Genomic DNA, 15,161 nt, shown 5'->3' on the forward strand with positions numbered 1-15,161 from the left:
CCTCCAAACGCCTGTGGGTGACGTTTTCCTCTTCCCCAATAGCTGTTGTCATCTATAGCGGCGCGCGGATAGGGTTGGCACCTGTTTTTTTGGGAAAAACTGCACCTCCGTGAACGCACGAATAGACAGCAGAAACGAAGCCTTCTCGGCAGCCGAGCTTGCGACTGAGGAAAGCCGCGCCTCGGCAACGCCGATGATGGAGCAATATATCGAGATCAAGGCGAACAATCCGGATTCGCTGCTCTTCTATCGTATGGGCGATTTTTACGAGCTGTTTTTCGAGGACGCGCTCGAGGCTTCGCGCGCGCTTGGTTTAACGCTGACCAAGCGCGGCCAGCATATGGGGCAGGACATTCCCATGTGCGGCGTGCCTGTGCATGCGGCCGACGACTACCTGCAGAAGCTGATCGCGCTTGGCTTTCGCGTCGCGGTCTGCGAACAGGTGGAGGATCCCGCGGAAGCCAAGAAGCGCGGCTCGAAATCGGTCGTCAAGCGCGACGTCATCCGCTTGGTCACACCAGGCACTATTACCGAGGAGAAGCTGCTTTCACCCTCGGAATCGAACTATCTGATGACGTTGGCGCGCATTCGCGGTTCCTCCGAGCCGGTGCTGGCGCTCGCCTGGATCGATATTTCCACCGGCGTTTTCCGAGTAGCGGAAACGGATGCCTCGCGGCTGCTCGCCGATATCCTGCGCATCGATCCGCGCGAGCTCATCGTGCCTGATACGATCTTTTATGACAGCGAGCTGAAACCGGTCTTCGACGTGCTCGGTCGCACAGCCGTTCCACAGCCGGCTGTGCTTTTCGACAGCGCGACGGCGGAGGGTCGCATAGCGCGCTATTTCGACGTTTCGACGCTTGACGGTTTCGGCAGCTTTTCACGCGCCGAGCTTGCTGCGGCGGCAGCGGCCATTGCCTATGTGGAAAAGACGCAGATTGCCGAGCGGCCGCCGCTCGGGCGCCCGGAGCGGGAAAGCGGCGCTTCGACGCTGTTCATTGATCCCGCCACCCGCGCCAACCTCGAGCTTGTGCGCACTCTGTCCGGCGATCGTAATGGCGCGTTGCTGAGGGCGATCGACCGCACGATCACCGGCGGCGGAGCCCGATTGCTCGCTGAACGGCTGATGTCGCCGCTCACTGATCCCGCCCGGATCAACGAGCGGCTGGATTCGATCGGCTTCCTGATGCAGGAACCGTCGCTCTGCGGCGAGCTGCGCGATGCGCTGAAGCATGTGCCCGACATGCCGCGAGCACTTTCCCGCCTGGCGCTCGATCGTGGTGGTCCGCGCGATCTCTGGGCGATCCGCCAGGGGCTCGGTGCAGCGGCGCAGCTCGTGGGCCAGCTGAACGGCGCCCTGCTGCCTGAGGAGCTGGAACGCGCCCGCATGGAACTGCGGGCGCTGCCATCGGCCCTTGAAACCCTGCTTGCGGAGACCCTCGCCGACGAGTTGCCGCTGCTGAAACGCGACGGCGGCTTCCTGCGTGACGGCGCCAACGCCGAGCTGGACGAGGTCCGGGCATTGCGCGACCAGTCGCGCCGCGTCATTGCCGGCTTGCAGCTGCAATATGCCGAAGAGACCGGCATTAAGTCGCTGAAGATCAAGCACAACAACATCCTCGGCTACTTCATTGAGGTTACGGCCGGCAATGCCGGCCCGATGACCGACACATCTGAGGCGAAGGCCCGCTTCATTCATCGCCAGACGATGGCGAACGCCATGCGCTTCACGACCACAGAGCTTGCGGATTTGGAAAGCCGCATCGCCAACGCCGCCGACCGCGCGCTGCAGATCGAGCTTGAAGCTTTCGACCGGATGACGGAAGCTGCGGTTGCCGAGGCGGAGGCGATCAAGGCCGGCGCACGCGCACTGGCCATTATCGACGTTGCGGCTGGTTTGGCACTGCTTGCCGAGGAGCAAGCCTATTGCCGGCCATTGGTCGACGGCTCAAAGATGTTTGCCATCGAAGGCGGCCGTCACCCTGTCGTCGAACAGGCGCTGCGACGGCAGTCCACAGGTCCCTTCGTCGCCAATAATTGCGATCTGTCCCCCGTCTCCGATGGCAAGGATGGGGCGATCTGGCTGCTGACAGGCCCGAACATGGGCGGTAAATCGACGTTTCTGCGCCAGAACGCGCTGATTGCCATCCTTGCCCAGATGGGATCCTTCGTGCCGGCAACATCGGCACATATCGGCATTGTCGACCGGCTGTTCTCGCGTGTCGGCGCATCTGACGATCTGGCGCGCGGGCGCTCCACCTTCATGGTGGAAATGGTCGAGACAGCGGCGATTCTCAACCAGGCGACCGATCGCTCCCTCGTCATTCTGGACGAAATCGGTCGCGGCACGGCAACCTTCGACGGTCTTTCCATCGCCTGGGCCGCTGTCGAACATCTGCATGAAGTCAATCGCTGCCGCGGGCTGTTCGCGACGCATTTCCATGAGCTGACGGTGCTGTCGGAAAAGCTCGCCCGGCTATCTAACGCAACGATGCGGGTGAAGGAATGGGACGGCGACGTCATCTTCCTGCATGAAGTCGGTCCGGGCGCTGCCGATCGCTCCTACGGCATTCAGGTCGCGCGGCTTGCCGGCCTGCCGGCGTCGGTCGTGGCTCGTGCACGCGATGTACTGACCCGTCTTGAAGATGCCGATCGCAAAAACCCGGCGAGCCAGCTGATCGACGATCTGCCGCTTTTCCAGGTCGCGGTGCGACGCGAGGAGACATCGCGCGGGCCCTCCAAGGTCGAGGAGGCCCTGAAGGCAATGAGCCTCGATGACATGACGCCGCGAGAGGCGCTCGATGCGCTTTACGACCTCAAAAAGAAGATGAAGTAGGAGCAGCGTCCCCGTGTTTATGGAAAAGCTGCTTCAGGAAACCCAGCGCCTCTCGGTCATCGTCTCGATGCTCGAAATCATGAAACAATCGGATGGTAATCTGGAGGCGCGCGGCTGGAATACACCGATCGGTATGGCGAAGATCACCGGTTCCTGCCTGAAAATCGGTGAACTGAGCGACGCGATCGTCGATACTGGTTATCGCGAATGCGACAAAGCGACCCTCGATAGCATCATGAGCGAGACACGGCAGGTCCTCGACACGCTGCTGACGCAACCGCTTCCCTGAGGCCTTGCGGCAAAGGGTCCTTCGCCGACGGCTTGCCAACACCATTTCGCCAAAATTAAAGGTTCATGCAATATGAACACCTGTATTATCAGGCGGCCAAAGAGGCTTTAGCGCATGCAGACGAAATCAGAGGCGCGCCACGAGCAAGCGGCCCGGCCCGGGCAGGAAGCCGCCCGGCCAATGGTGACGCACGACATCGATTTCTCGGAGATCTTCGATGTAGAACTGCTGCAGGGACAGTGCGACGCCATTGCCGAAGCCAACCGCAATCGTCCCGACGTACTGCGCAGCGATCTTCTTGCCGTTTTGAAGAAGGCGAGCATCGATGGGCGGCGGAAGGCACGTGAACTGCTGGATGCCGAGGGTAGCGGGCTTGATTGCGCGCACCGCATTTCCTGGCTGCAGGACCAGATCATCACCATTCTCTATAAGTTTGCCACTGCGCACATCTTTCCGAAGCAGAAGGATAAGTTTGCCGTCACGGCGGTCGGCGGTTATGGGCGCGACACCTTGGCGCCGGGCTCCGATATCGACCTGCTCTTCCTCTTCCTGCCAAAGCCGGCAGAAGAGACGCACAAGGCCGTCGAATTCATGCTCTACATACTGTGGGACATGGGCTTCAAGGTCGGGCACGCAACCCGCACCGTCGAGGAGTGCATTGCGCTTTCCAAGTCCGATATGACGATCCGCACTGCCATATTAGAGATGCGCTACATTTGCGGGCTAAAGTCACTGGGGACGGAGCTGGAAGCTCGTTTCGACAAGGAAATCGTTACCGGGACCGGGCCGGAATTCATCGCCGCCAAACTTGCCGAACGTGATGAACGCCACCGCAAGGCCGGTGACACGCGCTATCTCGTCGAGCCGAATGTCAAGGAAGGCAAAGGCGGCCTTCGCGACCTGAATACGCTCTTCTGGATTTCGAAATATTATTATCACGTCCGCGATCCAGCCGATCTGGTGCTGCTCGGGGTTCTGTCGAAGCAGGAATACCGGCTTCTCGAAAAGGCGGACGACTTTCTCTGGGCCGTGCGCTGCCATATGCACTTCCTGACCGGAAAAGCCGAGGAACGTCTTTCCTTCGATATCCAGCGCGAAATTGCCGAGGCGCTCGGTTATCATTCCCGCCCCGGCCTTTCGGCCGTCGAGCGCTTCATGAAGCACTATTTCCTGGTTGCCAAAGACGTGGGCGACCTGACGCGGATCCTCTGCGCCGCACTTGAAGACCAGCAGGCAAAGTCGATTCCCGGCCTTACGGGCGTGATCAGCCGCTTTACACACCGCAGTCGCAAGATCCCAGGCAGCGTCGAATTCGTGGAAGATCGCGGCCGTATCGCGCTTGCCAATCCCGATGTCTTCAAGCGCGATCCGATCAGCATCATCCGCTTGTTCCATGTGGCCGATATCAATGGCTTGGAATTTCACCCGGATGCGCTGAAGCGTGTCACGCGTTCGCTCGCTCTCATCAACAACGACCTCCGTGACAATGACGAGGCCAACCGGCTTTTCCTGTCGATCCTGACGTCCAAGCGCGATCCGGCATTGATCCTGCGGCGCATGAACGAGGCCGGCGTGCTTGGCCGTTTCATTCCCGAATTTGGCAAGATTGTCGCGATGATGCAGTTCAACATGTATCATCACTATACTGTCGACGAGCATCTGATCCGCGCCATCGACGTTCTCTCGGAAATCGACAAGGGCAAAGCTGAAGAACTGCATCCGCTGTCCAACAAGCTGATGCCACATATCGAGGACCGCGAAGCCCTTTATATCGCGGTTCTGCTGCATGACATCGCCAAAGGCCGGCAGGAAGACCATTCGGTCGCCGGCGCGCGCGTTGCCCGCAAGCTCTGCGCGCGCTTCGGCCTATCACAGAAGCAGACCGAGACCGTCGTCTGGTTGGTCGAGGAACACCTGACGATGTCGATGGTCGCCCAGACCCGCGACTTGACCGACCGCAAGACGATTACCGATTTTGCCGACCGTGTTCAATCGCTGGACCGGCTGAAGATGCTGCTGATCCTGACGATCTGTGACATTCGCGCTGTCGGACCGGGCGTCTGGAACGGCTGGAAGGGCCAGTTGCTGCGCACACTCTATTACGAGACGGAACTACTGCTCGCCGGCGGCTTTTCAGAAGTATCCCGCAAGGAACGCGCCCAGGCTGCCGCCGAGGCGCTTTATGGGGCGCTGTCCGACTGGCCCCAGAAAGATCGCCGAACCTACACGAAGCTGCATTACCAGCCTTATTTGCTTTCCGTGCCGCTGGAAGATCAGATCCGCCATGCGCATTTCATCCGGCAGGCGGATAAGGCTGGACAAGCCCTGGCAACCTCCGTGCGCACCGACAGCTTCCATGCCATTACCGAAATCACCGTTCTTTCGCCCGACCATCCCCGCCTGCTCGCCGTCATTGCCGGCGCGTGCGCGGCGGCCGGCGCCAATATCGTCAACGCGCAGATCTTCACGACGTCGGATGGCCGGGCGCTCGATACGATCCATGTCAGCCGCGAATTTCCGAACGATGAGGACGAACTTCGTCGCGCAGCCACGATCGGCAGGATGATCGAGGACGTGCTTTCCGGCCGCAAACGCCTGCCCGAGGTGATCGCGACCCGCGCGAAGAACCGCAAGAAGAGCAAGGCTTTCATCATCCCGCCATCGGTCACCATCACCAACAGCCTGTCGAACAAGTTCACGGTTATCGAGGTGGAGTGCCTCGACAGGCCGGGCCTGCTGTCAGAAATGACCGCGGTGCTCTCCGATCTGTCGCTCGACATTCAATCTGCCCGCATTACCACGTTCGGTGAAAAGGTCATCGATACCTTCTATGTCACCGATCTCGTCGGCCAGAAGATTTCGGGCGACAGCAAGCGGGCCAATATCACTGCCCGCATGAAAGCGGTCATGGCCGAAGAGCAGGACGAACTGCGCGAGCGCATGCCATCCGGCATCATCGCGCCTGCCGCTACCGCGGCCGAAAAGAAAGCCGGTTCCTCAGTATGAGTCTCGTCAAGAAATTCGCCACCGTCGGCGGCGCTACCCTCGGCAGTCGTATCTTCGGTTTTGCCCGCGAAACGCTGATGGCTGCAGCACTCGGCACCGGGCCGATGGCCGACGTCTTCTATGCCGCCTTCCGCTTTCCGAACCTCTTCCGCCGGCTCTTTGCCGAGGGCGCTTTCAACGCTGCCTTCGTACCGCTCTTCGCCAAGGAGATCGAGGAGAACGGCACCGACGGCGCCAAGCGCTTCTCAGAAGAAGTGTTCGGCGTTCTCTTCTCGGTTCTGCTGCTCATCACCATTGTGATGGAACTCTGCATGCCATTGCTGGTGCGCTTCGTCATTGCGCCAGGCTTTGCCGATGATCCCGAGAAATTCGGCATCACCATTCGCATGGCGGCGGTGATGTTCCCCTACCTCATGTGCATGTCGCTGACGGCGATGATGAGCGGTATGCTGAATTCGCTGCATCATTTCTTTGCCGCGGCCGTCGCACCCGTCTTCCTCAACGTGGTGATGATCGCTGCGCTGTTCTATGCGCTTTATACGGGCGCCGAACCGCTGGCGACGGCTTGGTATCTCTCCTGGGGCGTTCTTGTTGCCGGCATCCTGCAGCTTGCCGTCGTTTACGTCGGCGTTCTGCATGCCGGCATGAGCATCGGCTTCCGCTTTCCGAAGATGACATCGAACGTCAAGAGGCTGCTGATCCTTGCCGTTCCGGCCGCCGTCACCGGTGGCATCACGCAGATCAACCAGCTCATCGGCCAGGCGATCGCCTCCTCCCGGGAGGGCGCTATCGCCGCCCTGCAATACGCCGACCGCATCTACCAGCTGCCCCTCGGTGTCGTTGGAGTCGCCGTAGGCGTCGTGCTGCTGCCGGAACTTGCGCGCGCGCTGAAGGGCGGCGCGTTGCGCGAGGCAGCTTATCTGCAGAATCGATCGATCGAATTCGTGCTGTTCCTGACGATCCCTGCCGCCTTCGCACTCTGGATCCTCTCCGATGAGATCATTCGCGTACTTTATGAACGCGGCGCCTTCCACCAGGAAAACACCCTCATCGTCGGCTCGATCCTGGCGATCTACGGCATCGGTCTGCCGGCCTTTGTGCTGATCAAGGCGCTGCAGCCGGGCTTTTACGCCCGCGAGGATACCAGGACGCCGATGCGCTTTTCGGCAATCGCGGTTGCCACCAACTGCGCCACGGCGCTGACGCTGTTTCCTTATATGGGTGCTCCGGGCATCGCCGTCGCTGAAGCAACGGCCGGTTGGATCAGCACCGTGCTGCTCTTCACCACGCTTCTGCGCCGGGGCCATCTGACATGGGAATGGGCGCTAGCCAAACGCGCCGCTCTGCTAATCGTCGCTTCCGCCATCATGGGTGCCGTCATCATCTATCTCAAGCAGCATTGGGCATCCTTGCTTGCCTCGGGCACGCCACTATTGACCAAGGTTGGCACGCTTGGCCTTCTGATTGCGATTTCGATGGTCGTCTATTTCGCAACCGCTTTCCTGATCGGCGGAGCAGATCTCGGCATGATCCGGCGCAATCTCAACCGCAAACCGGCGCCGGCGAAGGACGTCTGAGTCCTTTCACGCAATTCCGGACGCCAAGCGGCTGCACAGTTTTTAGCAATCCACCCATCGCCTCTGCGGCCCGACATCGACGTGAACTATGCCGTTGCAATAGGTGCCAATCCCGCCAATTCCGGGCGCGGTTTTGGCTGCGGCGATAATGGTGCGCTCCGAAACGCCGGGAATCCGGATATCCGCCGCCAGGCATTTTCCATGCAATGAGCCATGGCGGCTTGGATGCGGCCGAAAGCCTGAGGTGATCATCGGGCGCCGTCCGGTCTTTGCCGCAATATGCGACAGGACCGCCCGCAATCGCGCCGGGAAGCAGCCGGCACGAACACTGACGGTCTGAACCGTGTAGGCAAGACGCATCTCATGTTTCGGGAGACTGTTGGTCTGTCGTCGGCCATCTTGACCGACGGCTGTGGCTGCTGATTGTAGGGCAAAGAGGCCCGCCAAAGCGAGCAAACTGGCGTTCTGCATGGTCCCTCCGATTGGCTCCCCCGACGGCTCAAGCGGCCGTCACGCCAGTCGAAGGATTCTCTGTTCAAAGAAAGCTTTTTTGTGGAATTTTATACTCAATTTTAGCTAAGTGTTGTGATCAATTTGACGTAAAATCAGCCATTTGTCTGCTCATAGACGGAAAAACTTACTAATCCCAGGAGATCACATGCCCCAATCCCTGTTCCTCGTCACCCTCGTCGTTGATGACTATGACCGCGCCAAAGCCTTCTATTGTGAGGCTCTCGGCTTCGAATGCCTTCAAGATGAATTGCAGCCGGAAGGCAAGCGCTGGGTCGTTGTCAAACCGAAGGACGGGGACGGGGCGGCCTTTCTGTTGGCACAAGCGGCAAACGAGGCGCAGCGGGCCGCCATTGGCAACCAGACCGGCGGACGCGTCGCCTTCTTCCTGAAGACCGACAATTTCGCACGCGACCACGCCGCGATGCTTGCCGCCGGCATTCGCTTTCAGGAAGAGCCGCGACACGAGGTTTACGGTACGGTTGCGGTCTTTGCGGATCCTTACGGCAACACCTTCGACCTGATCGAACATGCCGCGGGCTGAACCCCTTGATTGCAATCCTGAGCACGTGCATAAGCGCCCGCGTTAGCAACATGGGCCTTTGGCCCTGGGGCCCTCCACCAGCCTAATCGAGGACAACTTCATGGGTGAATTCAAGAAGCTCGTATTCTCCGGCGTTCAGCCGACGGGCAACCTGCATCTCGGCAACTATCTCGGCGCGATCCGTCGCTTCGTGCAGCTCCAGGACGGCAACGACTGCATCTATTGCGTTGTCGACCTGCATGCGCTGACCGCACAGCTCGTCCACGAGGACATGCTGTCGCAGACGCGCTCGATCGCAGCCGCTTTCATCGCTTCCGGCATCGACGCCGAAAAGCACATCGTTTTCAATCAATCCGCTGTACCGCAGCACGCCGAGCTCGCCTGGATCTTCAACTGTGTCGCCCGCATCGGCTGGATGAACCGCATGACGCAGTTCAAAGACAAGGCGGGCAAGGACCGCGAGCAGGCCTCACTCGGTCTCTACGCCTATCCGAGCCTGATGGCCGCCGACATTCTCGTCTACCGCGCCACGCATGTGCCCGTCGGCGAGGACCAGAAGCAGCACCTCGAGCTGACGCGCGACATCGCGATGAAGTTCAATCTCGATTACGCTTCGCACATCCGCAAGACGAATTACGGGATCGACATCACCGTCGGCGATGAGCCGGTACATGCCTATTTCCCGATGGTCGAACCATTGATCGGCGGACCGGCGCCACGCGTCATGTCGTTGCGCGACGGCACAAAGAAGATGTCAAAGTCCGATCCGTCGGACCTTTCGCGCATCAACCTGATGGACGACGAGGACGCGATCTCCAAGAAGATCCGCAAGGCCAAGACCGATCCGGATGGCTTGCCGAGCGAAGCCGCCGGCCTCGAAAGCCGGCCGGAAGCCGAAAACCTCGTCTCGATCTATGCGGCACTTGCCGACAAGACGAAGGATCAGGTGCTCTCGGAATTCGGCGGCCAGCAGTTCTCCGTGTTCAAACCGGCGCTGATCGATCTCGCCATCCAGGTTCTGTCGCCGATAACTGCTGAGATGCGTCGCCTGATGAACGATACGAGCCATATCGACGCGATCCTGCGAAATGGCAACGAGCGGGCAAGGGCGCGCGCCGACGTGACGATGCGCGAACTTCGCGAGATCATCGGCTTCCTCTATTAATCCCATCGACATGCAGAGCCCCCGTGCAAAACGGGGGCTTGCAAATTCTCCGCAGCAGGTGTCAGAGTCCGCGCCATGGTATCGAAGCGACTCTCACGGCTCGAAGGTCATCGCCGCAAATTCATGGCGGTGATCGATGCTACACCAGAATGCCAACGTGCCGTCCACTATGCCGGGCGGCGCGCCAAAAATTCCAATGGCGGTCTCGTTCTGCTCTACGTGATCCCTGCCGGCGATTTCCAGCAGTGGCTCGGCGTCGAGGAGATCATGCGGGCCGAAGCCCGCGAAGAGGCGGAAGCTACCGTCGCCAAGGCCGCTCAGATCGTGCGCGAAACGATCGGCATCGAGCCCGAGATCGTCATTCGCGAAGGCAATTCGGCCGAGCAGATCAATGCCGTCATCGAGGAAGACAGGGACGTCGCGATCCTCGTGCTTGCAGCAAGCTCTGCGAAGGAAGGACCGGGACCGCTGGTTTCCTCCGTTGCCGGACGCGGCGCGGCTTTCCCCATTCCGGTCACCGTGCTTCCAGACACACTGACCAACGAGGAAATAGACGCCCTTTGTTAGGTCATTTCTTGAGTATCAGTCTCTTGAATCGGCTGGAGAATGGGCTTATTTTCTTTTGAAGAATTCTAAAGACGGCAAAGGCTGAAGCCCGCCGCATGGAGAGCGAGATGTTCATTCAGACCGAAGCCACGCCGAACCCCGCCACGCAGAAGTTCCTTCCCGGCAAGGTCGTGATGGAAAACGGCACGGCCGAATTCCGCAATGCCGACGAGGCCCAGGCTTCGCCACTCGCTGCCCGCCTTTTCGAAATTCCCGGCGTCACCGGCGTCTATTTCGGATACGATTTCATCTCCGTCTCCAAGGACAATGCCGAGTGGCAGCATCTGAAGCCGGCCATTCTTGGCTCGATCATGGAGCATTTCATGTCCGGCAAGCCGGTCATGGGCGACGCCTCGATCCTCTCGGAAGATGTCGATGCCGGGGACGAATTTTTCGATGAAGGCGACGAGTCGATCGTGCTGACCATCAAGGAACTGCTGGAGACCCGGGTGCGTCCGGCCGTTGCCCAGGATGGCGGCGATATCACCTTCCGCGGCTTCAAGGACGGGAAGGTCTATCTGAACATGAAGGGATCCTGCTCCGGTTGCCCGTCCTCGACGGCAACACTGAAGCACGGCGTTCAGAATCTGCTGCGCCATTTCGTTCCGGAAGTGCAGGAAGTGATTGCCGCTTAAAAATCTGAAGTTCGTCGGGCGTTCATCTGCGGTTCGGCCCGACGGATTTATGGATAGGCAACAATAGTTTATTCGGAAATTGATGGCATGATCGTTCTGGCGCTCGACACGGCAGGTGTGGATTGCGCTGCCGCTGTTTACGATAGCGGCAGGAATACGATGCTGGGGGAGGCATCGGACATGATCGGCAAGGGACATGCTGAACATCTGATGGGTGTCATCGACCGCGCGCTGGAACAGGCGGGCGTCGCGCTATCGGATATCGACCGCCTTGCCGTCACCATCGGTCCCGGCTCTTTTACCGGTATCCGCGTCGGCGTTGCGGCAGCCCGTGGATTTGCGCTTTCCCTCAATATTCCCGCTGTCGGTATCACCACGCTAGAAGTCATGGCGGCGGCTCAGCGCGCAAAATTGCCCGGCCGCGCCGTTCTGGCAGCGATGGATGCCAAGCGGGATGAAATCTATCTACAGTCTTTTGCAGCTGATGGCGCGCCGCTCGATGAGGCCCGCGCGGTGAGTGTTGCGGAGGCCCAGGCCTTTGCATCTGACTTCGACGGCGAGATAACCGGTTCGGCGACGCCGCTCCTGAAGCCGGATGCAGCGGGCGACTACGCCAACTCCTTCCCGATCTCCATCGTAGCGCGTCTCGGCGCTGCCGCGAACCCGAATACCGGAAAGCCGAAGCCCCTTTATCTGCGTGGACCCGATGCCAAACCGCAGGCCGGTTACGCCATTGCAAGAGTATGACAATGCTAGAAGCCTATCTGACGCTTAAGCCGGAATTCGAAATCGTCGCCATGGAGCCGGAGGATTGCCTCGACGTTTCCGTCCTGCATGGCGAGCGCTTTGCCCGCCCCTGGGGTGACGGCGAATTCCACAGCCTGCTTACGCAGACCACCGTTTTCGGCTTCGTTGCCCGCCAAACCAATGCCATTCTGAAAAAGACCTTGCCCGGCTTCATCCTCGCCCGTCAGGTTGCGGGAGAGGCGGAAATCCTCACGATAGCCGTTCAGGCGAAGGTCGCGCGCTCAGGCCTCGGTTGGCGGCTGATGCAGGCGGCCATGCGCGAAGCGCGCCTGCGCGGCGGCGAGAGCATGTTCCTGGAAGTCGATAACGGCAATACCGCCGCTCTCGGCCTTTATCGCAAGCTCGGTTTCGAACAGGCGGGCGAACGCAAGGGCTATTATAAGGACGCCAATGGGGCTACTTCTACGGCGCTTGTCATGAAGCGCGTTCTTCGGTAGTTCCCTTCTCGACAGGAATAACGAGAAGACAGCCATGACTGAGGTAGCCAAGACCCTCGAGGAGCTTTGCGCTGAACGCGGCATGCGCATGACCGAGCAGCGCCGGGTGATTGCGCGCATTCTCGAAGATTCCGAAGACCATCCCGATGTCGAAGAGCTCTACCGCCGTTCGGTGAAGGTCGATGCCAAGATTTCCATTTCGACGGTCTATCGCACCGTCAAGCTGTTCGAAGATGCAGGCATCATCGCCCGGCATGATTTCCGCGACGGCCGTTCTCGCTACGAGACGGTTCCGGAAGAACATCACGATCACCTGATCGATCTGAAGAGCGGAATGGTCATTGAGTTCCGCTCTCCGGAAATCGAAGCACTGCAGGAGCGGATCGCCCGCGAGCATGGCTTCAAACTGGTGGATCACCGCCTGGAACTCTACGGCATCCCGCTGAAAAAAGACGAACTCTGATATCATGGCAGTCCGGGAGCGCCGCATTTGATCGTCTGGCTGCGCATCGCCTTCGCCTTTTTCGTCATCATTGTCGTCAGCATCCTGCTCATGCCGCTGCAGGTGCTGGCGCTCACTTTTGACTGGAAGCTGCGACGCACCCTGCCCCGGCGCTGGCATCGCATCGTCTGCTATTGTCTCGGCATCCGCATTCGGGTGCGAGGCAAACTCGAAAGCCGACGACCTCTTATGCTCTGTTCCAACCATTCCTCCTGGATGGACATCATGGTCATGTCGGCGGTCGCCGATGTCGCCTTCATTGCCAAGATAGAGGTACGCGATTGGCCGATCTTCGGCACGCTCGCCAAGCTGCAGAAGAGTGTTTTCGTGGTGCGCGAGGAAAAGCGCCGCACCGGCGATCAGGCGAGCGAGATTGCCGCCCGCATGGCGGACGGCGAAATCGTCGTGCTGTTTCCAGAGGGGACGACCTCCGACGGCAACCGCCTGCTGGAGGTCAAATCGTCGCTCTTCGGGGCAGCCGCAATGGCCGTACCGCATTCCCAGACGGGTGCCGTCATGGTGCAGCCGGTTGCGATTGCCTATACGCAAGTCCACGGCATCGCCATGGGACGTTATCATCGCCCGCTTGCTGCCTGGCCCGGCGATATCGAGCTTCTACCTCATCTGATCGACATCCTGAAATGTGGCGCGATCGATGCCGAAGTCTCCTTTGGCGAGGCGGTCGAATATGGCGAGAAGACAAATCGCAAGGCGGTCAGCACCACGATCTCGGCTCGCATCCGAAACCTGTTGAACAGCAGTCTGCGCGGCCGCGATATCGCCTAAGGCGACATGCCCTTTTCTCGCGCTTCAAAAACCACTAAATAGCGCGCCATGACCCAAGACAGCGCCCTTCTTCAGCCGCCGGAGACAATCCTCCGCGATGGCTCCAACAGCCGCAAGGTTTTCATCAAGACCTATGGTTGCCAGATGAACGTCTATGACTCAACGCGCATGAGCGATGCTCTTGCCCGCGATGGCTATGAGCCGACCGAGGACATGGAAGAGGCTGATCTCGTCCTGCTCAACACCTGCCACATCCGCGAGAAGGCAGCCGAGAAAGTCTATTCCGCACTTGGGCGCCTGCGCGAGATGAAAAAGCGCAAGGCTGCCGACGGCCGCGAGATGATGATCGGCGTCACCGGCTGCGTCGCGCAGGCTGAAGGCGAAGAGATCCTGCGTCGTGCTCCTGCTGTCGATGTCGTCATCGGCCCCCAGACCTATCACCGCCTGCCGGATGCGCTGCGCCGCGCCAAGGAAGGTCATCGCGTCGTCGATACGGAATATGCGATCGAGGACAAGTTCGAGCACCTGCCGATCGCCGAGGCGCCGAAGATCCGTGCCCGCGGCGTGACCTCCTTCCTGACAGTCCAGGAAGGCTGCGACAAGTTCTGCACCTTCTGCGTTGTGCCCTATACGCGTGGCTCGGAAGTCTCGCGGCCGGTCTCGCAGATCGTCGAAGAGGCGATGAAGCTCGTTGCCGCTGGCGTGCGTGAAATCACCTTGCTCGGCCAGAATGTCAATGCCTGGCACGGCGTCGGCCCGCAGGGCGAAGAGTGGAGCCTCGGCGATCTGCTCTACCGGCTTGCCGATATCCCCGGCCTTACGCGCCTTCGCTATACGACGAGCCACCCGCGCGACATGGATGACCGGCTGATCGAGGCACACCGCGACCTGCGCGCCTTGATGCCCTATCTGCATCTTCCGGTTCAGGCAGGTTCGGACCGTATTCTCAAGGCGATGAACCGTCGGCATACGGCCGCCGAATACCTATCCCTCATCGAGCGCATCCGCAAGGCGCGTCCCGATATCGCACTGTCGGGCGATTTCATCACCGGCTTTCCGGGGGAGACAGACAAGGAATTTGAGGATACACTAAAACTCGTTGAGGAGGTGCGTTACGCGCAGGCCTTCTCGTTCAAATATTCGACGCGGCCGGGTACGCCCGGAGCGGAATTGAAGGATCAGGTGCCGGAAGATATCAAGGCAGAACGGCTGGAACGCCTGCAGGCGCTGCTTCTCAAGCAGACGCAGGAATTCAACGAGTCCTGCATCGGCAAGGAAATCGACCTTCTCCTCGAAAAGCCCGGCCGGATGCCTGGCCAGCTCATTGGCCGGTCACCGTGGCTGCAGTCCGTGAATGTTGATGCAAAAGCATCGCAAATCGGTGACATTATTAAAGTGCGAATCACAGGAACCGGAACCAACAGCCTGTTTGCCGAACGCGCAGAGGCTGAGGTCTAACCC

14 protein-coding genes are annotated in these 15,161 nt (G+C 59.9%); 13 read left to right on the top strand and 1 reads right to left on the bottom strand.

Annotated elements, in window-relative coordinates; translation table 11 throughout:
• Positions 1–109 precede the first annotated feature (109 nt).
• The 4 genes from mutS to murJ all read left to right on the top strand — a co-directional run bounded on the left by mutS (position 110) and on the right by murJ (position 7,708).
• The gene (gene mutS, locus FHX08_RS15330) at positions 110–2,836 is read left to right on the top strand and encodes a DNA mismatch repair protein MutS (protein WP_132652866.1); all 2,727 of its coding nucleotides are present in this window, start codon (positions 110–112) and stop codon (positions 2,834–2,836) included.
• Between the two features lie 13 nt (positions 2,837–2,849).
• Positions 2,850–3,125, top strand: a complete 276-nt coding sequence (locus FHX08_RS15335) for a hypothetical protein (protein ID WP_132652867.1) — start codon at positions 2,850–2,852, stop codon at positions 3,123–3,125.
• Between the two features lie 114 nt (positions 3,126–3,239).
• Positions 3,240–6,131, top strand: coding sequence for a [protein-PII] uridylyltransferase (locus FHX08_RS15340; protein ID WP_132652868.1), 2,892 nt, complete (start codon positions 3,240–3,242; stop codon positions 6,129–6,131).
• On the top strand, positions 6,128–7,708 hold the full coding sequence (gene murJ, locus FHX08_RS15345) for a murein biosynthesis integral membrane protein MurJ (protein WP_132652869.1): 1,581 nt from the start codon (positions 6,128–6,130) through the stop codon (positions 7,706–7,708). The genes FHX08_RS15340 and murJ overlap by 4 nt, the downstream gene beginning before the upstream one ends.
• Before the next feature lie 42 nt (positions 7,709–7,750).
• Here murJ and FHX08_RS15350 read toward each other — a convergent pair whose 3' ends face one another.
• Positions 7,751–8,179, bottom strand: a complete 429-nt coding sequence (locus FHX08_RS15350) for a YcbK family protein (RefSeq protein ID WP_184327291.1) — start codon at positions 8,177–8,179, stop codon at positions 7,751–7,753.
• A 187-nt stretch (positions 8,180–8,366) separates the two neighbouring features.
• On the opposite strand from FHX08_RS15350, the gene FHX08_RS15355 reads away from it, so the two are divergent.
• From FHX08_RS15355 to miaB, 9 genes are all read left to right on the top strand, one after another.
• Positions 8,367–8,762 (top strand): VOC family protein, encoded by a 396-nt coding sequence (locus tag FHX08_RS15355; RefSeq protein WP_184327292.1) that lies wholly within the window; start codon positions 8,367–8,369, stop codon positions 8,760–8,762.
• 100 nt (positions 8,763–8,862) lie between these two features.
• Positions 8,863–9,927 carry a tryptophan--tRNA ligase gene (gene trpS / locus FHX08_RS15360; protein ID WP_132652872.1) on the top strand — a complete coding sequence of 355 codons (1,065 nt, stop codon included), beginning with the start codon at positions 8,863–8,865 and terminating at the stop codon, positions 9,925–9,927.
• 75 nt (positions 9,928–10,002) lie between these two features.
• The gene (locus FHX08_RS15365) at positions 10,003–10,494 is read left to right on the top strand and encodes a universal stress protein (RefSeq protein WP_132652873.1); all 492 of its coding nucleotides are present in this window, start codon (positions 10,003–10,005) and stop codon (positions 10,492–10,494) included.
• A gap of 107 nt (positions 10,495–10,601) precedes the next feature.
• Complete coding sequence (locus FHX08_RS15370; RefSeq protein WP_112541816.1) at positions 10,602–11,168, top strand: NifU family protein; 567 nt, start codon at positions 10,602–10,604, stop codon at positions 11,166–11,168.
• Positions 11,169–11,255: 87 nt separating this feature from the next.
• Positions 11,256–11,915 carry a tRNA (adenosine(37)-N6)-threonylcarbamoyltransferase complex dimerization subunit type 1 TsaB gene (gene tsaB, locus FHX08_RS15375; protein ID WP_132652874.1) on the top strand — a complete coding sequence of 220 codons (660 nt, stop codon included), beginning with the start codon at positions 11,256–11,258 and terminating at the stop codon, positions 11,913–11,915.
• On the top strand, positions 11,912–12,412 hold the full coding sequence (locus FHX08_RS15380; protein WP_184327293.1) for a GNAT family N-acetyltransferase: 501 nt from the start codon (positions 11,912–11,914) through the stop codon (positions 12,410–12,412). Before tsaB ends, FHX08_RS15380 begins: the two co-directional genes overlap by 4 nt.
• Before the next feature lie 34 nt (positions 12,413–12,446).
• Entirely contained in the window at positions 12,447–12,875 is a 429-nt protein-coding gene (locus FHX08_RS15385) for a Fur family transcriptional regulator (protein WP_132652876.1), read from the top strand.
• 27 nt (positions 12,876–12,902) lie between these two features.
• Positions 12,903–13,700 (top strand): lysophospholipid acyltransferase family protein, encoded by a 798-nt coding sequence (locus FHX08_RS15390; protein WP_132652877.1) that lies wholly within the window; start codon positions 12,903–12,905, stop codon positions 13,698–13,700.
• A 48-nt stretch (positions 13,701–13,748) separates the two neighbouring features.
• On the top strand, positions 13,749–15,158 hold the full coding sequence (gene miaB / locus FHX08_RS15395) for a tRNA (N6-isopentenyl adenosine(37)-C2)-methylthiotransferase MiaB (RefSeq protein WP_132652878.1): 1,410 nt from the start codon (positions 13,749–13,751) through the stop codon (positions 15,156–15,158).
• Positions 15,159–15,161 lie beyond the last annotated feature (3 nt).

This window comes from Rhizobium sp. BK529, assembly GCF_014194105.1.
Lineage (GTDB): Bacteria > Pseudomonadota > Alphaproteobacteria > Rhizobiales > Rhizobiaceae > Rhizobium.